Raw genomic sequence first — 22,345 nt, forward strand, 5'->3', positions numbered from 1 at the left:
TGAGAAGACCGTTGCATTTAATAGAAGTGAAAGCAGTTAGTCATTCATATGGCAACCGATCGTTTCTGATGAGGACAAAAGGGAGAACCCCTGTCCTGAAAAACGTTCATTTGACCATTGAAGAAGGCACTTGTCTTGGATTATTAGGTCAAAGTGGCGCAGGGAAAAGTACACTCGGCCGCATCATCCTTGGACTAGAGAAGCCGAGGGTCGGACAAGTTCTGTTTGAAGGTCAGGATATCATTCGTGCAGATCAGCGGACACATCAGCATTTCCGCCGACATGTACAAGCGGTATTTCAAGATTCATATTCAGCGGTGAATCCAAGGTGGACAGTGGAACAAATTCTATCTGAGCCGCTTGAAAACTATGAACCAATGACCCGTAAAAAACGTCAGCATATACTCATTCACTGGTTAGAAAGAGTAGGGCTCAGTGAGCAGGATTTGTCCAAGTACCCATACCAATTTAGCGGCGGCCAGCTACAGCGGATCAACATCGCCAGAGCACTGGTGCTTCAGCCAAAGCTCATTGTGCTGGATGAATCAGTCAGTAGCTTAGATATGGTTACGCAGGCAGTCATTTTAGATTTGTTAGTCGAATTAAAGAAAGAGCTGAAGCTTGCATACTTATTTATCACACATGATTTGACAGCGGCCTATCATTTAAGTGATCAATTAGCGATTCTTGATCAGGGTGAACTTGTGGCTCAGTTTCAATCGAAGGATGATTTCTTTCTATCAGAGCACGCAGCTGTGCTGAAAATGAAGGAGGCAACGCTCGCCAGCCACCCTTTGTCTCGAACGATTGGCAGGCCGGTTCGTTAACTTTTTCATTCCCTCAATGCCTCTTTTAAGAGAGGCTATTTTTCATGAAAGGCAGGTGGCATCGTGAACCATCGAGCATATTTAGCTTTGGCGATCCCTTTAACCATTTCAACGATGACCACGCCATTACTTGGAGCTGTCGATACAGCAGTTGTTGGCCAGCTTGCCAACCCCGCTTATATAGGGGGCGTCGCAGTCGGCAGTCTCATTTTTAGTACATTGTACTGGCTGTTTGGCTTTTTACGGGTAAGTACATCTGCTTTTGCCGCCCAAGCAAACGGAGCGCAGAACGAGGAGCAGGGTGTTCTTGCTTTTCTAAGGCCTTTTTTGCTAGCTATTATCGTCGGACTTTGTTTTATTGCTCTTCAATGGCCCATTATTCAATCCGCATTATGGATCATCTCTCCTGCTGCTGATGTGCGCGAATATGCAGCGGACTATTTTCACATTCGGATCTGGGGAGCGCCATTTACCTTGATGAATTACGTCATACTCGGCTGGCTGATGGGGATGGCAAAAATGAAAGAAGCCCTTTCTTTACAAATTTTGATCAATGTCATGAATATGATCTTGGCATTGATCTTAGTTCATGCGTTTTCTTTTGCCGTCAAAGGTGTGGCAGCGGCGACATTGATTTCTGAACTCACTGCTTTTGTGTTAGGGGCCTGGATCATCTTGAAGCATACGTCAAACGGTTTTCGGATGCCTTCTATCCAGCAGGTGATGGACACACGTGCAGTAAAGAAAATGTTTCATGTGAATAAAGACTTGTTTATCCGAACGATCTGTCTGCTTGTTGTGATCAACATGTTTACAGCAAAGGGAGCTTCTTTCGGAACAGAGCAATTGGCGGCGAATGCGATTTTATTTCAAATTCACTACATCATGGCCTATTTGTTCGATGGATTTGCCAATGCGTCCAGCATCCTTGTCGGTAGATCAGTAGGTGCGAATGACCGAGCGCTTTATGATAAAACTTTAACCCTTTCGAGACAATGGGCAGTTGTGATGGCATGTGTCATTGCGGCAGGTTACTTTTTCTTTAAAGTACCGATTTTGAGCCTGTTTACAAATTTGCCTCAGCTTCTTGATGTGACACTGCAATATGCCGATTGGCTCGTTCTTTATCCGTTTGCTGCTTGCTTTGGTTTGGTGATTTATGGTGTATTCACAGGTGCGACAGAAATTGCTCCTGTTAGGAATTCAATGCTGTTTGCGATGATTTTGTTTGTGGCTGTTCAGGCGGCAGTCATTCCGATATGGCACAATCACGGACTATGGTTTGCCTTTATCATTTATACTGTAGGGCGGTCCGGCTTTTTGATGATGTACAAATCGAAGCTGGATCAAAAGCTTTTCCTGCATGAAAAACACCCTTTGCAATCATGAGAAAGGGTGTTGTTTTTCGTCCATTTATTCGCTTTCTTTTTTCACCTTTTGGTACGCTTCATCGAGATGCTGAATTCGCTTCAAGACAACAGCATTTTTCGTCAATTGGTCCTGCACAAGTGTAGAAACCACCGAACGATAATAAGCGTTCATGGCATGAATCTTGTCTTCATGTTGATTCATGGCAATGTGCTGTTTTAAATTGTCGATAAAGTATGGAACGGAAAAAAGTTCAGACATGGAAATCACTCCTATTTCGTATATACGGTCCGTCAATCTTCATGTAAAATGATGAGAGGGAGGGGAGACAATGAGCCTTAAACTGCAACAAGAACTAGTATTAAAGCAGGTACTCACGCAAGAACTCAGGCAGGCGATTACGCTGCTGCAATTGAATTGTGCAGAGCTGGGTGAGTATCTTGATCAGTTAGCGCTTGAGAACCCTCTGATTGAGCGGAAAGACACGGACAGCTATCAACCAGTTTATCATAAAAGAACGCAAGATCGAATGACAGAGCCGTATCGTACGCATCAAAAAGAAAGCCTGCAAATGTATTTAAAGAGACAGGCCATTGATTTGAATTTAAGTGAAAAGAATCAAAGGATATTTCAATTCATGATTGAGTCCATTGATTCCAATGGCTATTTAAATGAACCGGTTGACCAAATGGCCGCTGTTTTACAGGCTTCGGCAGAAGAAGTAGAGGCCGTTCTTCATCAGCTTCAATCATTAGAGCCTGCCGGTATTGGCGCTAGATCATTGCAAGAATGCATCCTGCTCCAGCTTAGACGAAAAAAAGATCGCTGGTATGAAGCAGAGCTGATCATCGAGGGGCATTTCTTTCTTTTCGCAAGGAAGGCTTGGAAGGAAATCGCAGCTAAAACAGGTATGCCGTTGAAAACCCTGCAAGCCATACAAGATGAGGTGTCGCTTCTCGAACCAAGACCAGGCCTTCATTTCTCTTATGAAGACCAGGATGTGTATATAGAACCAGATGTGTTGATTACAGCTGCGGGAGGTCACATCACATTCGAGCTGAACCAGCGTGCTTTTCCGGACATTGAAATGAATGAAGGGTATTTCGCCATGATTCAAGATCAAAAGCGGCATGAAGCATATGCATATTTAAAGGAAAAGCATCAGCAGTACAACTGGCTTGTTCAAGCGCTGAAGCAGAGAAAACAAACGATGACAAATGTCGTTCGTGAGATTATCTTACAACAGACTGATTTTTTCCTGACCGGGAAGCATAAAATGAAACCGCTTACGATGAAGCGGGTTGCAGATATATTACAAGTGCATGAGTCGACAGTGAGTCGAACAGTCAAAGGGAAAATGGTGCAGACTCCTTATGGGTTAATGGAAATGAAACAGTTTTTCCAAGCGAAACTAGAAGGGCATTCGCTTGAAGAAGCATCCAGCTACACAGTGAAGACCCACATTGCAGAGCTGATTCAATCAGAAAATAAGAAAAAACCGTATTCGGATCAGCAAATCATGACGCAGCTTCAGCAAACCTTTGGTATCCGCGTCTCTCGCAGAACCATTGCCAAATATCGTGAACAAATGAACCTTCCGTCTTCCACGCTGCGGAAGCGATATGATTAAAAAGAAGCACATGCCAGAAACAATGGCATGTGCTTCTTTTTTGATGAGTGGAAGAGTGAGAGAAGATTTCTTGAGAATTGAAAAAAGGGAAGACGTGTGATTTGAATTTTGGGGTAAAGTATAAGATAGGGCATGAGCCGATAGGGTAGACAACAGTGATGAGGTGAGACCAATTGAAATATAAACAAATCAAAACGAAAAAAATATATGAAGAAATTGCGGATGCATTAATCGAATCCATTCGAACGGGGGAGCTTCTTCCGGGCGAAAAATTAGACTCGGTTCAAGCACTTTCTGAAAACTTTCAAGTCAGCCGTTCCGCTGTGAGAGAGGCGCTGTCCGCTTTGAAAGCGATCGGATTAATAGAGATGAAGCAAGGAGAAGGCACATATGTGAAGCAGTTCGATCCTGAGCAGCTCACATTTTGTTTATCTCCTGCTTTTTTGATGAAGCAGCAGGATATCGTGCAGCTTCTTGAAGTGAGATCAATCATTGAATCGGGTGCTGTCAAAAAGGCAGCATTGCTGCGGACAGACGAGGACCTCCATCGACTGCATGAGGCACTAGAACAAATGAAGCGTGCAGAAGCGCATAAAGAAATTGGTGAAGAGGCAGACCTTACATTTCATCTTGCCATTGCTAAAGCCTCAAAGAATCATTTACTGGCGGCGTTAATGAATCAGGTCTCATCCTTATTAATTGAAACGATGCGGGAAACGAGAAAAATCGTGTTATTTTCAAGAAAAACGTCCATACGTCAGCTTTACAAAGACCATGAACGTATTTATCAGGCTGTCATGGACAAGCAGCCAGAAGAAGCGGAGAGGGCGATGCTTACACATTTGGAAAAAGTAGAACAACTTCTTGGTGATGTGCTACAAGAACAGGAAGGAAAGCCAGATATTCAATAAGCTGTGCCGAAAAACGGCACAGCTCTATTATTGAAGAGAAATATGCAATTTTTTCATTCGATATTGCAGACTTTGCCTGCTCATGCCCAATATCTTTGCAGTCTGTGAAATATTGTCGTCCATTTTATTTAAGTAATGGACGATGTATTGTTTTTCAAATCGTTCCATTTGGGTTTGGAAATCAGTTGTATGATCTGAGCTCGTGTAGACAAACGTATCAGCTGCAGCTGATAGATTAAGCGGGCTCATCTGCATGTGTTCACTAGGACGTCCTTCTCCTTGCTTGAAACGGAAATGGTAAGGAAGGTGATGCATGCTTAAGTATGTTTCGTCCATCATCATATTCATTCCAGCCTCAATCACATGCTCCAGTTCTCTTACATTGCCCGGCCAATGATACGTTTGGAACAGGGCAAGTACCTCTTCATCAGCCGCCTCCACATTCATTTGAAACAGTTCATTATATTTTTGAATAAAATGCATGACAAATGTGGGGATGTCTTCTTTTCGCTCAGAGAGTGGCGGGATAAACAAGGTGACAATGCCAAGCCGGTAAAATAAATCCTTTCGCATCCGTCCACCTGCGATCGCATCCACAGGGTCCTCATTCATATTAGCAATCACTCTCACATCAATGGCGATTTCCTTTGTACTGCCTAACCTTCTCACACGTTTCTCTTGCAAGACGCGCAATAGTTTTGCTTGAAGAGCTGGGTGTAATGAGTTGATCTCATCTAAAAGCAGTGTACCTCCTTGCGCTTGTTCGAATAGACCGGGCTGATCTGTTGCCCCTGTAAAAGCCCCTTTTTGTGTTCCAAAAAGCAGACTTTCAATCAGGTTATCAGGCAGTGCTGCGCAATTCTGCGTAATAAATGGTCCAGATGAACGGCTGCTGCCATTATGAATGCTTTGTGCAAATAGCTCTTTCCCCGTCCCTGTCTCACCAACAATCAGCACATAAGAAGAGGTACGTGTGGCTCGTTTCGCATGTTCAATCACTTCTAAAAAGGCAGGACTCTCCCCAATGATTGAATCAAATGTAAAGCGTGTGTTTCCTTTTTTCTTCATATTGTGATGAATGAGCCGTTCCAGTTTCGTGACATCATTCGAAATTTCAACCGCTCCTTGAATCAAACCGTCTCGAACGAGCGGGTATGTATGGTTAATCGTTGTGATTTCTTTTCCATTGTAGTTGTGATACGTCTGCTTTGCATGAACCGTCTGTTTCCCGGTTCGCAGCGCTTGGACAAGTGTACTGTGCATCTCATCCTGAAACACAAAGAGGTCTAAGACATTTTTATAAAGGACATCAGAACGTTTTAAAGATTCGATCTCCATCATTTTTTTGTTATAAACAATGGTATTACCATTTTCATCAATGGCGTGAACCCCAACATCAATTAAATCGAGCATTTGTTTATATAGATCAATCTCATTTTCGATCTTTGCGGTATGCTGATCTTTTTTCACTTGCGCCACCTCCAGACATTACCTCTATTTTACATGAAAAATTTTGCGGTTTCCTCTAAAAAAATTTGCATACGCAAAATTATTTTGCGTTAAAGATGAGCACAATCCTAGGCACAGAACGATCACTAAGTTGGCATGATCCTTGCATAATATAAGAGTGAAGATGAACCCAATCAAAAGAGGCAAGCTTATAGAAGGAGGAATACACGATGACACAGACAAAAGCATTGATTCATCAAACAGAACAATACGGTGCGGCGAACTATCATCCGTTGCCAATTGTGATTTCAGAGGCTGAGGGAGTGTGGGTGACTGATCCTGAGGGCAACCGCTACATGGATATGCTCAGTGCATATTCTGCAGTGAACCAAGGACATCGCCATCCCCGCATTATTGAAGCGCTTAAAACACAAGCTGACCGCGTGACACTCACATCAAGGGCTTTCCATAATGATCAGCTTGGCCCATGGTATGAGAAGATTTGCAAATTAACGAATAAAGAGATGGCATTGCCGATGAATACAGGTGCTGAGGCTGTGGAAACGGCTGTAAAGGCAGCGAGACGATGGGGCTATGATGTCAAGGGAATCGAAGAGAATCGGGCAGAAATTATTGCATGTACCGGGAATTTTCATGGTCGTACAATGACGGCTGTGTCACTTTCTTCGGAAGCAGAATATCAAAGAGGTTTCGGTCCGATGCTTCCAGGCATAAAGCTCATCCCTTATGGAGATATTGAGGCGTTACGCGAAGCGATCACTCCGCAAACAGCGGCTTTTCTCTTTGAACCGATTCAAGGAGAAGCGGGCATTGTCATGCCGCCTGAGGGCTTTATAAAAGAGGCAAAAGCGATCTGTGAGAAGGAACATGTGTTATTGATCGCAGATGAAATTCAAGTGGGATTAGCGCGGACCGGCAAGATGTTTGCATGCGACTGGGAAGACATTGAGCCGGATATGCTGATTCTTGGTAAAGCACTTGGCGGTGGGGTATTCCCGATCTCATGTGTTGTCGCAAACCGTGATATTTTAGGTGTATTTAATCCAGGGTCTCACGGGTCTACCTTCGGCGGGAATCCTCTTGCGTGCGCAGTATCACTTGCTGCACTAGATGTTTTAATCGACGAGAAGCTTGCCGAGCGCTCACTGGAGCTTGGGCAATATTTCAAAGACAAACTATCACGCATTCAAAGTCCTGTGATTAAGGAAGTACGCGGGCGTGGACTATTTATTGGGATGGAACTGACTGAGGCAGCTAGACCTTATTGTGAGAAGCTCAAGCAAGCAGGGCTGTTATGCAAAGAAACCCATGAGACAGTGATTCGATTTGCACCGCCGCTTACCATTTCAAAAGAAGACTTGGATTGGGCAATTGCTCATATCCAAGCGTTATTTCAAGCATAAATGATCAAGGGAGAAGCCTTCAAATTCTCCCTTTCTCTTTCAATGAACGGCGAATTTTGTCAAAGGTTGATGAATAGAAGAGTGAAAGTGGGGAAGCGGATTTGAAGCCAGAACAGCATAATGAACTAGAGCGTTCCATGAAAAGCAGACATCTTTTTATGATTGCCTTAGGCGGGGTTATCGGAACAGGCCTTTTCCTTGGGTCAGGACTCATTATTCATCAAGCAGGCCCAGGGGGAGCCATTCTTTCGTTTATCATTGGCGGGTTGCTCATGTATTTGGTCATGCTCTGTCTTGGTGAATTAGCAGTGGCGATGCCGACAGCTGGTTCCTTTCAGGAGTATGCAACCAAATATATTGGTCCGTCCACAGGCTTTATGATCGGCTGGCTTTATTGGTTTAGCTGGGCATGTACAATTGGGCTGGAGTTTACGTCAGCAGGCATTTTGCTCCAAAGGTGGTTTCCTGATATCCCAGTTTGGCTTTGGTGTCTTGCCTTTAGCGTCATCTTATTTGCCATCAATGCCATCTCAGCTCGCAGCTTTGCTGAAACCGAGTTTTGGTTTTCAGCCATCAAGGTTGCTGCGATCTTATTGTTTATTATCATTGGAATTGGCGCAATTTTCGGAATGATTCATTTGAAAGGCGGGGAACCTGCCCCCCTATTTCGCCATTTGACGGATCATGGCGGACTTTTTCCTAATGGTGTTTTTGCGATTTTATTAACCATGGTCACAGTCAATTTCTCCTTTCAAGGAACAGAGCTTGTAGGGATTGCAGCAGGGGAGAGTGAAAATCCAGAAAAAACACTCCCACGCTCTATTCGGAATATTATTTGGCGGACGATGGTCTTTTTTGTTTTATCGATTGCGGTTCTTGCAGCGCTTCTGCCATGGCAGACCGCCGGCGCAGTGGATAGTCCGTTTGTTGTGGTGTTGGACAAGGTTGGCATACCATACGCTGCAGATATCATGAATTTTATCATCATTACAGCGGTCTTATCTGTAGCAAACTCTGGACTATATGCATCATCACGTATGCTTTGGGCGCTTTCAAAAGACGGGAAAGGACCTGTTTTTACGAAAAAATTATCCAAACGTAAAATCCCGATCAATGCCTTATTGGTGACAATGGGTGTATCCGCTCTATCACTGCTCACGAGTGTTGTAGCACCAAAAACGGTATATGTCTGGCTCATATCCATTTCGGGTATGGTGCTTGTCGTGGTTTGGATGTCGATTTGTTTATCCCAATACTTCTTTAGGAGACAATTCATAAAAGAGGGCGGAGATGTAAAGGATCTTGTCTTCCGAACGCCTTTTTATCCATTTGTGCCATTAGCAGGCTTTATCGCATTTGGCATTGTTCTTATCAGTTTATTCTTTATTGAGGATCAGCGGATTGGTCTTTATTGCGGAGTTCCATTTATGGCCGCCTGCTACATCATTTACTACCTCAAGATTAAACCGAAGGAAGATGCGAAACGGTTTAATGAAGAGAAAGAAACGATTCCGAAAACATAAGCAGGCGGCTTTTGACCGCCTGCACCTTTTCAAAGACAAATGCATTCAATATAGAAGAAAATAAATAGTTTGAAAAAAATAAAATAGCGGAAAGCTAGATGACAAGCAGGTTATCGGTCAAAATGTGTCTATTTTTTGTCTAAATGTGTTTGTAAGAGTTGAAAATGCAAGATTATCCTGTTAAAATAATTAAAGAAAGCAGGGATTGATTTTTTTTGGCTGTGGCGGGACGTTTTTTGTCACAGTGGGACGTTTTTAGTCCAACGTGAAAAGAAAGGGTCGTTAGCCATGAATCGTTTATTGGAAGCTCAAAAAAAATTATTACCAGATCTTCTCACAGTTATGCAAAAGCGCTACGACATTTTGCAGTACATCAGATTAGCTGAACCAATTGGTCGCAGAAGTCTTGCGACAAGTCTTGGTCTCAGTGAACGTATCTTAAGAGCTGAAGTTCAGTTCTTAAAGGAACAAAATCTGCTGGATGTCAAAACGAGCGGTATGATGCTGACGACTGAAGGTCATGCTTTGCTTGAAATGCTTGAAGGAATGATGAAGGACGTTTTAGGTTTAACCTTTTTGGAAAATACATTAAAGAGGAAATTAGACCTGGAAGAAGTCATCATTGTTTCTGGTGACAGCGATGAATCCCCGTGGGTGAAGCAAGAAATGGGAAGAGCTGCTGTCCAATGTATGAAAAAAAGGTTTACTGGAAATAATATCGTCGCCGTCACTGGCGGAACGACGATGGAAGCTGTTGCCGAAATGATGACCCCTGATGCCAAAAATCGCGACATGATGTTTGTCCCTGCGAGAGGCGGTCTTGGGGAGAATGTAAAAAATCAGGCAAACACCATTTGTGCCCACATGGCTGAAAAAGCTTCCGGTACTTACAAACTGCTGTTTGTTCCAGGACAGCTGTCAGAAGGTGCTTACTCTTCCATTATTGAAGAGCCGTCTGTCAAAGAAGTGCTTCAAACGATTAAATCATCCACGATGCTCATTCATGGAATCGGTGAAGCAAAAACAATGGCGATGAGACGAAACACACCCGCTGAAGATTTAAAAAAGATTGATGAGCATGACGCAGTGACAGAGGCTTTTGGCTATTACTTTAATCGTGATGGCGAGGTCGTCCACAAAGTGCACTCCGTCGGCATGCAGCTAGATGATTTAGAAAGCATTCCACACATCATTGCTGTTGCAGGTGGATCATCAAAGGCTGGGGCCATTGAAGCTTATTTCAAAAAACCCCGCCGAACGGTTCTCGTCACAGACGAAGGAGCCGCAAAAGAGTTATTAAGGGAGTCAATAGATCCCTCAATATAAAACATTGTGACCTATAAAAGGAGGAAACATCATGGCAGTAAAAGTCGGTATTAACGGATTTGGACGTATTGGACGTAACGTATTTCGTGCAGCATTAAACAATCCTGAAGTTGAGGTAGTAGCGGTTAACGATCTAACAGACGCTAACATGCTTGCACACCTTTTACAATATGACTCTGTTCACGGAAAACTAGATGCAGAGGTTTCTGTAGACGGTACGAACTTAGTAGTGAACGGTAAAACAATCGAAGTATCAGCTGAGCGTGACCCTGCGAAATTAAGCTGGGGTAAACAAGGCGTAGAAATCGTTGTTGAATCTACTGGATTCTTCACAAAACGTGCAGACGCTGCTAAACACTTAGAAGCTGGCGCTAAAAAAGTCATCATCTCTGCTCCTGCTAACGAAGAAGATATCACAATCGTTATGGGTGTAAACGAAGACAAATACGATGCAGCTAGCCACGATGTCATCTCTAATGCATCTTGTACAACAAACTGCTTAGCTCCATTTGCAAAAGTACTTAACGATAAATTTGGTATCAAACGCGGTATGATGACAACTGTTCACTCATACACAAATGACCAACAAATTCTTGATCTTCCGCACAAAGACTACCGTCGTGCTCGTGCAGCTGCGGAAAACATCATCCCAACTTCTACAGGTGCTGCGAAAGCTGTTTCACTTGTATTGCCTGAACTTAAAGGTAAATTAAACGGTGGCGCTATGCGTGTTCCAACACCTAACGTTTCTTTAGTTGATCTTGTTGCTGAATTAAATCAAGATGTGACAGCTGAAGACGTAAATGCAGCACTTAAAGAAGCGGCTGAAGGAGAACTTAAAGGAATCCTTGGCTACAGCGAAGAGCCATTAGTATCTGGTGACTACAATGGTAATGCAAACTCTTCAACAATCGATGCTCTTTCTACAATGGTAATGGAAGGCAGCATGGTGAAAGTCATTTCTTGGTACGATAACGAGAGTGGATATTCTCACCGCGTTGTTGACCTTGCAGCTTACATTGCAAAACAAGGTCTTTAATTTCTCACACTGAAGGAACTCACTTGGTTCTTTCCTAGAGACACGATATAATGAAGACGGACAAGGGAAGGGGAAGCATCCCTTTCCCTTTTTCTCTGTATTTATCCGTTCTGCACGATTTCTCGTTTTGATGAGGGCAAAATGGGAAATGGATAAAGAGAGACTTGTCCAATGCGTAAGGAAACCAGAATAAAGGAGGATCTCCTGACGAGCATGAATAAGAAATCAGTAAAAGACATTGACGTAAAAGGTAAAGTTGTGTTCTGCCGCGTAGATTTTAACGTTCCAATGAAGGACGGAAAAGTGACGGATGATACTCGTATTCGCGCAGCATTACCAACGATTGAGTATTTAACAGGACAAGGCGCAAAGGTACTACTAGCTAGTCATTTGGGTCGTCCGAAAGGTCAAGTTACTGAAGAACTGCGTCTGACACCTGTAGCAAAACGTCTGCAAGAGCTTCTTGGACAAGAAGTGAAAAAAGCAGATGAAGCTTACGGCGACAACGTGAAAAAGCAAATCTCTGACTTAAAAGAAGGAGATGTGCTAGTGCTTGAAAACGTTCGTTTCTATCCTGGTGAAGAAAAGAACGATCCTGAATTATCAAAAGCGTTTGCTGATTTAGCCGATGTGTATGTCAATGATGCGTTCGGTGCTGCACACCGTGCACATGCATCCACAGCTGGTATTGCAGCGTATCTTCCGGCTGTTTCAGGCTTCCTCATGCAAAAAGAGCTTGAGGTTCTAGGAAAAGCCATTTCAAACCCTGATCGCCCATTTACAGCGATTATCGGTGGCGCAAAAGTAAAGGATAAAATCGGTGTGATTGAAAGTCTTCTTGATAAAGTGGACAACCTGATCATCGGCGGCGGACTTGCTTATACATTTGTCAAAGCACTTGGCCACGAAGTAGGGAAATCTCTATTAGAAGAAGACAAAGTAGATTTAGCGAAATCCTTTATGGACCGTGCAAAAGAAAAAGGCGTGAACTTCCTGATTCCAACAGATGTTCTGGTAGCCGACGACTTTTCAAATGATGCGAATACAAGCATTGTGCCAATCTCTGAAATTCCAAGTGATCTAGAAGCACTTGATATTGGAACAGAGACAAGAGAGAAGTATGCTGATGTCATTAAAAACAGCAAACTTGTTGTCTGGAACGGACCAATGGGTGTATTTGAAATCGATGCATTCGCTAAAGGAACAAAAGCAATCGCAGAAGCACTGGCAGAAGCAAAAGATACATATTCTGTCATTGGTGGTGGAGATTCAGCAGCAGCTGTTGAGAAATTTGGTCTTGCCGATCAGATGAGCCATATTTCTACAGGCGGCGGCGCTTCACTTGAATTTATGGAAGGCAAAGAACTTCCAGGTGTGACTGCATTAAACGATAAATAAGACCAAAACTGCTATAAGGAAGTGTCAATCATGAGAAAACCAATTATAGCTGGGAACTGGAAGATGAACAAAACACTTGGTGAAGCTGTAAGCTTCGTTGAAGAAGTCAAGTCATCTATTCCATCTCCTGACAAAGTGGAATCTATTGTCTGTGCACCAGCCCTTTTCCTTGAAAAGCTGAACAGCCTTTCTAACGGAACAGACCTTAAAATTGGTGCGCAAAACATGCACTTTGAAGAAAACGGTGCATTCACTGGTGAAATCAGCCCTGCTGCGCTTAAAGATCTTGGCATCGGCTACTCAGTGATCGGTCATTCAGAGCGCCGCGAATTCTTCGCTGAAACAGATGAAACAGTGAACAAAAAAGCACATGCTGCATTCAAGCATGGCATCGTTCCAATCATCTGTGTAGGTGAAACGCTTGAAGAGCGTGAAGCAGGCAAAACAAACGAACTTGTCGCTGATCAAGTGAAGAAAGCACTAGCTGGTTTAACGAAGCAGCAAGTCGCTGAATCTGTGATTGCCTATGAGCCAATCTGGGCGATCGGTACAGGTAAATCTTCTACAGCAAAAGATGCAAACGATGTTTGTGCGCACATTCGCCAAACGGTTGCAAGCGAATTTGGTCAAGAAGCGGCAGACAGCCTTCGCATTCAATATGGCGGAAGCGTGAAACCTGCGAATATTAAAGAATATATGGCAGAATCCGATATTGACGGTGCTTTGGTAGGCGGCGCAAGCTTAGAACCTCAGTCTTTCGTTCAATTATTGGAGGAAGGTCAATATGAGTAAGAAACCAGCTGCATTAATCATCTTAGATGGATTCGGTTTAAGAGGCGAAACAGTCGGTAACGCTGTTGCCCAAGCAAAGAAACCGAACTTCGACCGCTACTGGAACGAATTCCCGCATCAAACCTTAACGGCTTCAGGTGAGGCAGTGGGTCTCCCAGAAGGTCAAATGGGGAACTCTGAAGTTGGGCATTTGAACATCGGTGCAGGACGCATCGTGTACCAAAGCTTAACAAGAGTGAATGTGGCCATTCGTGATGGGGAATTTGAGAAAAACGAAACGTTCCTAGATGCAATGACTTATGCAAAAGAAAATGACAAGGCCCTTCATCTATTCGGTCTCTTGTCAGACGGCGGTGTGCATAGCCACATCCAGCATCTTTTTGCCTTGCTGAAACTAGCGAAAAAAGAAGGCTTAACAAAAGTATACATTCACGGCTTCTTAGACGGACGTGATGTTGGTCAGAAGACAGCGAAAGTGTACTTAAAACAGCTTGAAGAACAAATCAAAGAAATCGGTGTCGGAGAAGTCGCAACACTTTCTGGACGCTATTACTCAATGGACCGTGACAAGCGCTGGGATCGTGTGGAGAAAGCATATCGCGCGATGGCGTATGGTGAAGGCCCAAGTTATCAAAACATCTATGATGTCGTTGATGACTCCTATGAAAATGGAATCTACGATGAGTTCGTTATTCCATCTGTCATTACGAGAGAAAATGGTGAGCCGGTAGCAAAAGTAAACGACGGCGACTCTGTGATTTTCTATAACTTCCGTCCAGACCGTGCGATTCAAATTTCAAACACATTCACAAATGAAGATTTCCGCTCGTTTGACCGCGGAGAAGCACATCCGAAGGATTTACACTTCGTCTGCTTCACACACTTCAGTGAAACGGTAGATGGCTATGTGGCTTTCAAACCAGTGAATTTGGATAACACAGTAGGAGAAGTACTTTCTCAAAATGGATTGAAGCAGCTGCGGATTGCTGAAACAGAGAAATATCCTCACGTGACGTTCTTTATGAGCGGTGGGCGTGAAGAAGAATTTCCTGGAGAAGACCGCATCTTAATCAATTCACCAGATGTCGCAACCTATGACCTCAAGCCAGAAATGAGCGCTTATGAGGTAAAGGATGCACTTGTTGCAGACATCAATGCGGACAAGCATGATGCGATCATTCTGAACTTTGCTAACCCAGATATGGTGGGTCATTCAGGTATGCTTGAGCCAACAATCAAAGCCATTGAAGCAGTAGATGAGTGCTTAGGAGCTGTAGTCGACGCAATCCTAGCAAAAGGCGGACATGCCATCATCACGGCAGACCACGGTAACGCAGACGTGCTCATTACCGAAGAAGGAAAGCCGCATACTGCACATACGACAAACCCTGTTCCAGTCATCGTAACGAAAAAAGGGGCGACGCTTAGAGAAGGCGGCATTTTAGCCGATCTATCTCCAACGCTTTTAGACTTACTTGGTCTTGAAAAACCAAAAGAGATGACAGGAACATCATTGATTCAAAAATAACAAATTGATTCAAAAGGAGAGAAATTAAACATGCCATACATTGTTGACGTATATGCACGCGAAGTATTAGACTCTCGCGGTAACCCAACAGTTGAAGTAGAAGTTTACACAGAATCTGGCGGCTTTGGCCGTGCGCTTGTTCCAAGTGGTGCTTCTACTGGTGAATATGAAGCAGTAGAACTACGTGACGGAGACAAAGACCGTTACCTTGGAAAAGGTGTTCTGACAGCTGTAAACAACGTAAATGAAATCATTGCACCAGAGCTTTTAGGCTTTGATGTCACTGAACAAGTAGCAATTGACAAAATGTTAATCGAGCTTGATGGAACTGAAAACAAAGGGAAATTAGGCGCAAACGCAATCCTTGGCGTATCTATCGCTGTAGCACGTGCGGCTGCTGATTTCTTACAAATTCCACTTTACCAATACCTTGGTGGATTCAACTCCAAAACGCTTCCAGTACCAATGATGAACATCGTCAACGGCGGAGAGCATGCGGATAACAACGTAGACATTCAAGAATTCATGATTATGCCTGTAGGTGCACCGAACTTCCGTGAAGCACTTCGCATGGGCGCACAAATCTTCCATAGCCTGAAATCTGTATTAAGTGCAAAAGGCTTAAACACAGCTGTAGGTGACGAAGGTGGATTCGCTCCAAACCTTGGTTCTAACGAAGAAGCACTTCAAACAATCGTAGAAGCGATTGAAAAAGCTGGTTTCAAACCAGGTGAAGAAGTCAAACTTGCGATGGATGCTGCATCTTCTGAGTTCTATAACAAAGAAGACGGTAAATATCATTTATCAGGCGAAGGTGTTGTGAAAACATCTGCTGAAATGGTTGACTGGTATGAAGATATGGTATCGAAATACCCAATCATCTCAATCGAAGACGGCCTTGACGAAAACGACTGGGAAGGTCACAAACTATTAACTGAGCGTCTTGGCAGCAAGGTTCAGCTAGTAGGAGACGACTTGTTCGTAACAAATACGAAGAAGCTTTCTGAAGGAATCAAAAACGGCGTTGGTAACTCAATCCTCATCAAAGTAAACCAAATCGGTACATTAACTGAAACATTTGATGCAATCGAAATGGCGAAACGTGCAGGCTATACAGCTGTTATCTCTCACCGTTCTGGTGAAACAGAAGACAGCACAATTGCAGACATTGCAGTTGCAACAAACGCTGGACAAATCAAAACAGGTGCTCCGTCTCGTACGGACCGTGTGGCGAAATACAACCAATTACTTCGCATCGAAGATCAATTGGCTGAAACAGCTCAATACCATGGCATTGCTACATTCTACAACTTGAATAAGTAATGTAAAGCAACGCGCTGCGTGCGCTCTTTTGAAAAGAGCGTATCGCAGCGCTTTTTTATGTTGAAATAAAGATGCAAAGCTGGCTCAAGCGAATTAGCTCTGCTTCCTTTGTCATATCCTATTTTTGTAAAAAATCATCCTTCAGTCAGAGGAGAAACGATGAGCTTGACGATTTATAAGCAATAAATCATGAAAACTCTACTAAAAATATGATCTGAATTGAACTTATGCTATTTGCATGGGGGTGGTATCATTTTACATATATTAGGGGGTGATGAGATGCTGAATCCTTTTAGCCTTCGTTTTCCAGTAGGCGTGTACATGTATGTCCTTCACCTACTGGCGGCATATGATGAAAGGAAGCAACGAATTCTAACTTCTAAGAACGTACAGAAAAATGCATTTTGGATTTATGTCCTTGCCGCTATCTTAGGCATTGTGACAGTTGCCGCTTTGATTTGGGCATGCAAAACATTTGGAAAAGGCTCGAAATTTTTAGGAGAGTTCAAATTTTTAGGCCTGTATATTAAAATCAAATGCGGCTTTTAACAGATGGTGAGAACAGATGCGGGGTCATCTGTTCTATCTGAAATAAATGGAGGGACATGATGCTGACATTACACTTAACAGAAAAAACGTATAGCCGCACCTTTTCTCTCCGCGATATTCAGTTAAATGTGGAGAAAGGACGTATGCTTCTGCTTTTGGGGCATAATGGTGCAGGAAAGACCACGATGATTCAGTCTATGTTTGGCCTGACACCATTTACGGGTTTTGTCTCTTTGCATGGTAAACAGCTGAATTTTCAATCCTCAGCACATATCTCCTTTTTGAAAGAACATGTTTCCTATATTCCTGATGATCATGCTTTGTTTGATTATTTAACGCCGAGAGAATATTTTCATTTACTCCAGCTTCCAGACAAACGAAATGGACCTCGAGAAGAGGCCTTCGTCGATCTTTTTGAGCTGAATTCTTATATGGATCAGCCAATTGCCCAGTTGTCTCATGGCAATCAAAAGAAAACACAAATCATTTCACAGCTCCTCAGGCCTTGTGATTATTATGTATTCGACGAGCCTACAAATGGACTTGATCCAGATATGATGATCATCTTAAAAAAGGTGCTCATGAAGCTGAGAGATCAAGGCGCAGGCATTCTCATTTCTACCCATCATTTGGGCTTTGGTGAGACATTGTATGATCACCTCATGATCTTAAGAAACGGTGATATCAAGCTGGATATGTCACGTCAAGAAACAAACAAGACATTCCCTCATCAAGCACTTGAGGATATTTATAAAGAAGTGAATCAAGATTACTATATGCAGGTGGAGAGGTTGCTCAATGACTTGGACACGACACGTTCTTCATAAAATAGAATGGGGCATGCTCACAACGAAAATCAAGCAGCTCGGCAAAAAATATCCTTTGCAGCTTCTCGCCGCAGCCGTTTTTATGTTGCTGATCTACTCCATATACGTTGTCATGAGCCTGCGTTTTTTTATGCAAGTAGGGGAGAGCGAACCAGTTGCTTTATACCTTCAATTTGTGAAAATGACCCTGCTGCTTTTGGGAGCAGGTATTGTCTTTTCCCGTCATAAAATGAAGCGTCAAGAGTATCAGTTCTTCTTTTTGAATAGTGCGATGCAAAGTGTCTCATTTGTCCTTTGTGTGTATTTCTTTCCGGTGCTGTTTTGTTTCATCATGCTTGGTATGCTTTTTTTACCCATCCTATTAGGGCTGATCATTAGCGGCGTTACACTATCTTTGTATTGGATCATTGTGGTAGGGATCACTTGCTGTGGATTGGCGCTCTACACGCTTGCTTCTTGGATGCTGATACGTATTGGTGTGAGCCATTTTATATCAAAAACAAAAGAGCATTTACTGCTGCAAACGATTGGATTTGTGACGCTTGGTGCTTTCGTGTTTCTCCTTTTTCAAAAAACGGTTGAGATGATTCACGTATGGCCGTCTATCTATCTTGTATTTATGATGATCTTTCTATGTGCAGGGTGGTTTTGGCTGAAGGGCTTGGCGGCTTGTTATGTCAATCGGATGTTTTTGCAGCTAAAGGTAGAGGTGAAGTCGTTTTCTTACCAAAAAATCAGATCGGATTCTTCATTTTTCACACATCTGCGGCAGGAGCTTGTTTATTTTAGCCGATCAGCTGTGTTTAAAGAACAAGGTATTTTGTTCCTGTTTCTTGTCTGTTTCACGATAGGTCTCCCATTGATCTTTACTCCGGCAGAGACTGGCTGGCTGTTTGCTTTTATTGTGCAGTTTGCCTTAAAGGAGATCCTTATTATGCTTCCTCTGATGATTGGCAGGGAATATCATCTCCATCAGCGAGCCATTTTTATGTTAAATACATCAAAGGGTGCCTATTTATTATCAAGAATTTTATTTTATTACACAATGAATGTATTGATTTATTTTGTCTATATCGGGCTTGCTTATTTCATGATAGGGGTCGAAAGTGAAGGGCACGGTTTGGCGAGTTTGTCCATTTTATTGATCACTGTCATGGCGGCATGTGTCGGGTTTGTCGTGAAGATTAGTGAATTTAATAAACTGTTTGTGATCGTGATGATGATTGCTGTGTTCAGTATGTTGGATATGCTTTTAGTCCAGTGGCTTTCAGCAAATATCCAGCTGCTCTCAACTGCCTATATGGCTTGTTCAGCCGCATTCTTCATCTTCATATATGCTGCCATGCTAAAGAGGCCGATTGTGCGATGATGACGCTTTTATTTTGCTTAATAGCAGTTGTGCTCATTCATGAACTCGGTCATATCCTGATGGTGATGGTGTGCAACAAAATTGAAAAAAAACCCATCTTTGATTATGTGGTAATGATCGATTGGAAGCACGTGTCGATTATCCATGAGAAATTTTCACGGCCGGGTTTTAATGTGATGGTGGCACTTGCAGGTCCTGTGTTTCCAGTGATCTGCTCGGGTGTGCTTTTCTTCATGTGGGGGCATCCATTGACGCATCCATTGCTGCTTTTTTCTTTATTAAATACAGTGATGCTGCATCCAGCTTGCCCAGACGGGAAAAATATCATCACCAGTTTAAAAGAGATGAAAGGAGAGAACTAAATGGTTAAAGTATTTCATTCGTTTTCTAGCGGCTTAACGCTTGCAATGCTTTATGTGTTTGCTGTGTTTATGACGCCAGTATTTTTAATGCTGCTAGAGGTTCATCATGTTGAATCAAGTCCAACTCTCTTTGGTATGCCATTTTATATCATGAAAATTGAACAGTATCAATTCAGCTCAGAGGCAACGCTCTTTGGGTGCGTGGTCTGTTTTTTAGCGGGTGCCGCTCTCTACTTCTTGATTCAATATGTGATTCATGCAGTGAAAAAGAGCAGAACATAAAAAAAGCAGGCTGAATGAAGTCAGTCTGCTTGAAGAACGAGTGACAACCGCACCATATCCATACATTGAATACCGTTCTCATAAATCGGTTCATCATAGTGCTTCAGAAAGAAATCGTGATCGATAGACGCCATGCGAAAACCGCATTTTTGATAAAGGGCGAGCTGCTGAATACTAGAGTTGCCTGTGCCAATTTCAATTGTATGAAAGCCAGCTGTCTGGGCTTCTGAAATAGCATGGCGGATCAGCTGCTTCCCAATTCCTCTACCTTGCCATGACTCCTTCACGGCGACATTCATGATTTCCACTGTCTGCTGAGACAGAGGCGTCAGAACATACACACCAATCATGTCCTGTTTATGAAAAGCCACATAACAAGAACCAGATTGTACATAGGCAAGGACTTTTTCAGTTGAAGGGTCAGCTAATAGTAAAAGATCCATAGGAACAGATTGATCATGAGACAATGGCCGAATCTGTATCAAATCATTTCATCCTCTCTATTCTTTGATATACCCTTGTTTAACACCCCAATCATATTGATCCTGTACCCATTGAGAAGGAGGATGATGGGTGACATTTGGGTCTTTTTTGACAGTGGCTTTCCTAGTCGTTTGTGCTGCCTGCTTATTCGCTTGAGCCGTTGCTTTCGCTGCTGCCAGTTCTTTTTGAAGCTGGTCTATTTTCAATTCAAGTGCTTTACGCTGTTTGATTTCTTTTTGATGCGCCTTCTTTTCTTTCTTCAGCTTGTTTGTGACGGTGGACAATTCCTTTTTTTGACCATCCATTTCATCTTTCATATCCGTTCCTTCTGACTTTAATTGTGTCAGCTGCTCATTATTCTTTCTCATTTCTTGCTGGTGTTTATTCTCTGATGCGGTGAGCGACTGCTGCTGCCACACAATCCAGCCAGTTGCACCTAGGATGATCACAGACAAGACAATGATCGTGATGTTTTTTTTCATGTTCTATTCCCCTTTCGTTAAACCTCTATTATCATCGGTTAAAACAAACCAGGTTTTAACAGAACAAGGGAATATTCGCATCAGATTAGCAGACACTATGAAAAAAGGAGGGTGTCTGTTGATTTCCTTTATGATTCATGTCATTGTGTCACTATTTGCTGTCTCAAATCCCATTGGAAACGTGCCTCTTTTTATCACTTTAACAGAAGGCTACTCAGAAAAAGAACGATCCCAGACGGCCAAAAAAGCGATTGTTGTGTCTTTTATGATTTTGATTGCCTTTCTTTTGGCAGGCAGGCTCATTTTCAAATTGTTTGGCATTGATATCCATGCACTCCGTATCGCCGGAGGTATTTTTATTTTTGGTATCGCTTACAATTTGCTAAATGCAAAAGAATCACATGTTCAAAACCCTCATTCGGATGAAAAGGCAGAGAGCAAAGAGAAGGCTGATGTTTCGGTGACCCCACTCGCCATTCCGATCATTGCAGGACCTGGTACAATTGCAACCGTCATGAGCTTAACCCCAGGAAGCCACCAAGTAACGCTTCATCTGCTTGCGATTCTTATTGGCATTGTGGTCGTACTTGCCATGACCTATTATGCATTTCATTATTCGAGTTTCATTATGCGAAAAATGGGGAAAACAGAGATGAATGTCGTGACACGATTAATGGGATTGATTTTAGCTGTTGTGGCAGTAGAGATGATTGGCGCAGGGATCAAAGGGATGTTCCCAATGCTGATGTCATAAGTGTATATAAAAAAGCTGTTTTTTTCTACAAAATTGTAAAATAAAACAGCTTTTTTTAAGGTTTTGGCACATGTTGAAATACTTCTTCACTTTCAAAGAACTCAATTAAACGGCTAATCCAGTCATAATAATCGAGACTTTCCTTGATTTCTGAAAGAAGAAGATTGATTTTATCTACTGTTTCTTCTGGCAGGTCATCTTGTTCAAGCAGCTCCAGCAATTCCTTGCATGTCTTCTTATGTGCCTTGCGATTTTTGCTGACAACACGTGACCAATTGGCTGCAAACAATGAAATAAAGGTTTGATATTGATCTTGCTCAACGTCATATAAATCTTTGCGTATTCCTTTTTCATAAACCTTTTCAGCAATATTCAGATCAAGCATTTCTCGAACGACTTGACTCATTCTTGTTTTGCTCATGCCGGTCGCCTCTGAGAGCTCACCGAGCGTCATTGGTTTACGGTTCATATGAATGATACCAAGCACTCTACCCACTGTGGCAGAAAGACCAAAGGCATTCATGTTCTCGGCAGCTTTTTCAATATAATGATCCTGTGCTTTTTGAATGGCGCCTAACGCTTGCTTGTCCATTCCCCGCTTCATCCCTTCACGACTGACAATTTGTAACACAATATATCATATACCTGTTTGTTGATGAAAACAATAAATATTGAGTATTTGCTCGTAAGTTGGAGGAA

The 22,345-nt window shown here is 42.7% G+C and carries 23 protein-coding genes; 18 read left to right on the top strand and 5 right to left on the bottom strand.

Features of this window, described 5'->3' with window-relative positions; translation table 11 throughout:
* Positions 1 to 11 precede the first annotated feature (11 nt).
* The gene (locus tag MHH23_RS04690) at positions 12 to 827 is read left to right on the top strand and encodes an ABC transporter ATP-binding protein (protein WP_116306237.1); all 816 of its coding nucleotides are present in this window, start codon (positions 12 to 14) and stop codon (positions 825 to 827) included.
* 63 nt (positions 828 to 890) lie between these two features.
* Positions 891 to 2,216: an MATE family efflux transporter gene (locus MHH23_RS04695; RefSeq protein WP_045034032.1), complete on the top strand. Its 1,326-nt coding sequence runs from the start codon at positions 891 to 893 to the stop codon at positions 2,214 to 2,216.
* 24 nt (positions 2,217 to 2,240) lie between these two features.
* Here MHH23_RS04695 and yvfG read toward each other — a convergent pair whose 3' ends face one another.
* The gene (gene yvfG, locus MHH23_RS04700; protein ID WP_017359206.1) at positions 2,241 to 2,456 is read right to left on the bottom strand and encodes a protein YvfG; all 216 of its coding nucleotides are present in this window, start codon (positions 2,454 to 2,456) and stop codon (positions 2,241 to 2,243) included.
* Between the two features lie 70 nt (positions 2,457 to 2,526).
* Here yvfG and rpoN point away from each other — a divergent pair, with 70 nt between their 5' ends.
* Both rpoN and MHH23_RS04710 read left to right on the top strand, forming a co-directional pair.
* Positions 2,527 to 3,825: an RNA polymerase factor sigma-54 gene (gene rpoN, locus MHH23_RS04705; protein WP_024719845.1), complete on the top strand. Its 1,299-nt coding sequence runs from the start codon at positions 2,527 to 2,529 to the stop codon at positions 3,823 to 3,825.
* Between the two features lie 173 nt (positions 3,826 to 3,998).
* A complete protein-coding gene (locus tag MHH23_RS04710; protein ID WP_116306235.1) occupies positions 3,999 to 4,736 on the top strand; it encodes a FadR/GntR family transcriptional regulator in 738 nt (245 codons plus the stop codon).
* A 27-nt stretch (positions 4,737 to 4,763) separates the two neighbouring features.
* Here the strand turns inward: MHH23_RS04710 and MHH23_RS04715 are convergent, their stop codons facing one another.
* On the bottom strand, positions 4,764 to 6,206 hold the full coding sequence (locus MHH23_RS04715; RefSeq protein WP_116306234.1) for a sigma-54 interaction domain-containing protein: 1,443 nt from the start codon (positions 6,204 to 6,206) through the stop codon (positions 4,764 to 4,766).
* A gap of 209 nt (positions 6,207 to 6,415) precedes the next feature.
* Between MHH23_RS04715 and MHH23_RS04720 the strand changes: the two genes are divergently transcribed.
* From MHH23_RS04720 to MHH23_RS04780, 13 genes are all read left to right on the top strand, one after another.
* Complete coding sequence (locus MHH23_RS04720; protein WP_024719842.1) at positions 6,416 to 7,609, top strand: ornithine--oxo-acid transaminase; 1,194 nt, start codon at positions 6,416 to 6,418, stop codon at positions 7,607 to 7,609.
* 137 nt (positions 7,610 to 7,746) lie between these two features.
* A complete protein-coding gene (locus MHH23_RS04725) occupies positions 7,747 to 9,132 on the top strand; it encodes an amino acid permease (RefSeq protein ID WP_047945706.1) in 1,386 nt (461 codons plus the stop codon).
* 288 nt (positions 9,133 to 9,420) lie between these two features.
* A complete protein-coding gene (locus MHH23_RS04730; protein WP_047945672.1) occupies positions 9,421 to 10,458 on the top strand; it encodes a sugar-binding transcriptional regulator in 1,038 nt (345 codons plus the stop codon).
* Positions 10,459 to 10,489: 31 nt separating this feature from the next.
* Positions 10,490 to 11,497, top strand: a complete 1,008-nt coding sequence (gene gap, locus MHH23_RS04735; RefSeq protein ID WP_007500174.1) for a type I glyceraldehyde-3-phosphate dehydrogenase — start codon at positions 10,490 to 10,492, stop codon at positions 11,495 to 11,497.
* 213 nt (positions 11,498 to 11,710) lie between these two features.
* Complete coding sequence (locus tag MHH23_RS04740; RefSeq protein WP_017359212.1) at positions 11,711 to 12,895, top strand: phosphoglycerate kinase; 1,185 nt, start codon at positions 11,711 to 11,713, stop codon at positions 12,893 to 12,895.
* A gap of 30 nt (positions 12,896 to 12,925) precedes the next feature.
* Entirely contained in the window at positions 12,926 to 13,687 is a 762-nt protein-coding gene (gene tpiA / locus MHH23_RS04745) for a triose-phosphate isomerase (protein ID WP_017359213.1), read from the top strand.
* On the top strand, positions 13,680 to 15,215 hold the full coding sequence (gpmI, locus tag MHH23_RS04750) for a 2,3-bisphosphoglycerate-independent phosphoglycerate mutase (protein ID WP_017359214.1): 1,536 nt from the start codon (positions 13,680 to 13,682) through the stop codon (positions 15,213 to 15,215). The genes tpiA and gpmI overlap by 8 nt, the downstream gene beginning before the upstream one ends.
* 30 nt (positions 15,216 to 15,245) lie before the next feature.
* Positions 15,246 to 16,538 (top strand): phosphopyruvate hydratase, encoded by a 1,293-nt coding sequence (gene eno, locus MHH23_RS04755; RefSeq protein WP_003212752.1) that lies wholly within the window; start codon positions 15,246 to 15,248, stop codon positions 16,536 to 16,538.
* Positions 16,539 to 16,817: 279 nt separating this feature from the next.
* A complete protein-coding gene (locus MHH23_RS04760) occupies positions 16,818 to 17,087 on the top strand; it encodes a hypothetical protein (protein ID WP_039169204.1) in 270 nt (89 codons plus the stop codon).
* 59 nt (positions 17,088 to 17,146) lie between these two features.
* The gene (locus MHH23_RS04765) at positions 17,147 to 17,914 is read left to right on the top strand and encodes an ATP-binding cassette domain-containing protein (RefSeq protein WP_268430592.1); all 768 of its coding nucleotides are present in this window, start codon (positions 17,147 to 17,149) and stop codon (positions 17,912 to 17,914) included.
* A complete protein-coding gene (locus MHH23_RS04770; RefSeq protein WP_268430593.1) occupies positions 17,886 to 19,283 on the top strand; it encodes a hypothetical protein in 1,398 nt (465 codons plus the stop codon). Before MHH23_RS04765 ends, MHH23_RS04770 begins: the two co-directional genes overlap by 29 nt.
* Entirely contained in the window at positions 19,280 to 19,645 is a 366-nt protein-coding gene (locus tag MHH23_RS04775; RefSeq protein WP_268372707.1) for a hypothetical protein, read from the top strand. Before MHH23_RS04770 ends, MHH23_RS04775 begins: the two co-directional genes overlap by 4 nt.
* Entirely contained in the window at positions 19,646 to 19,927 is a 282-nt protein-coding gene (locus MHH23_RS04780) for a hypothetical protein (RefSeq protein ID WP_008347692.1), read from the top strand.
* Positions 19,928 to 19,947: 20 nt separating this feature from the next.
* On the opposite strand, the gene MHH23_RS04785 is transcribed toward MHH23_RS04780, so the two are convergent.
* Both MHH23_RS04785 and MHH23_RS04790 read right to left on the bottom strand, forming a co-directional pair.
* Positions 19,948 to 20,412, bottom strand: a complete 465-nt coding sequence (locus MHH23_RS04785; protein WP_268372709.1) for a GNAT family N-acetyltransferase — start codon at positions 20,410 to 20,412, stop codon at positions 19,948 to 19,950.
* A 15-nt stretch (positions 20,413 to 20,427) separates the two neighbouring features.
* Positions 20,428 to 20,892: a hypothetical protein gene (locus MHH23_RS04790; protein WP_268430596.1), complete on the bottom strand. Its 465-nt coding sequence runs from the start codon at positions 20,890 to 20,892 to the stop codon at positions 20,428 to 20,430.
* 118 nt (positions 20,893 to 21,010) lie between these two features.
* Between MHH23_RS04790 and MHH23_RS04795 the strand changes: the two genes are divergently transcribed.
* A complete protein-coding gene (locus tag MHH23_RS04795) occupies positions 21,011 to 21,646 on the top strand; it encodes a MarC family protein (RefSeq protein ID WP_024719834.1) in 636 nt (211 codons plus the stop codon).
* A gap of 55 nt (positions 21,647 to 21,701) precedes the next feature.
* Here MHH23_RS04795 and MHH23_RS04800 read toward each other — a convergent pair whose 3' ends face one another.
* Positions 21,702 to 22,238 (bottom strand): GbsR/MarR family transcriptional regulator, encoded by a 537-nt coding sequence (locus MHH23_RS04800; protein WP_017359221.1) that lies wholly within the window; start codon positions 22,236 to 22,238, stop codon positions 21,702 to 21,704.
* Positions 22,239 to 22,345 lie beyond the last annotated feature (107 nt).

Origin of the sequence: Bacillus sp. FSL K6-3458 (genome assembly GCF_038005045.1) — a bacterium.
GTDB classification, from domain to species: domain Bacteria; phylum Bacillota; class Bacilli; order Bacillales; family Bacillaceae; genus Bacillus; species Bacillus altitudinis.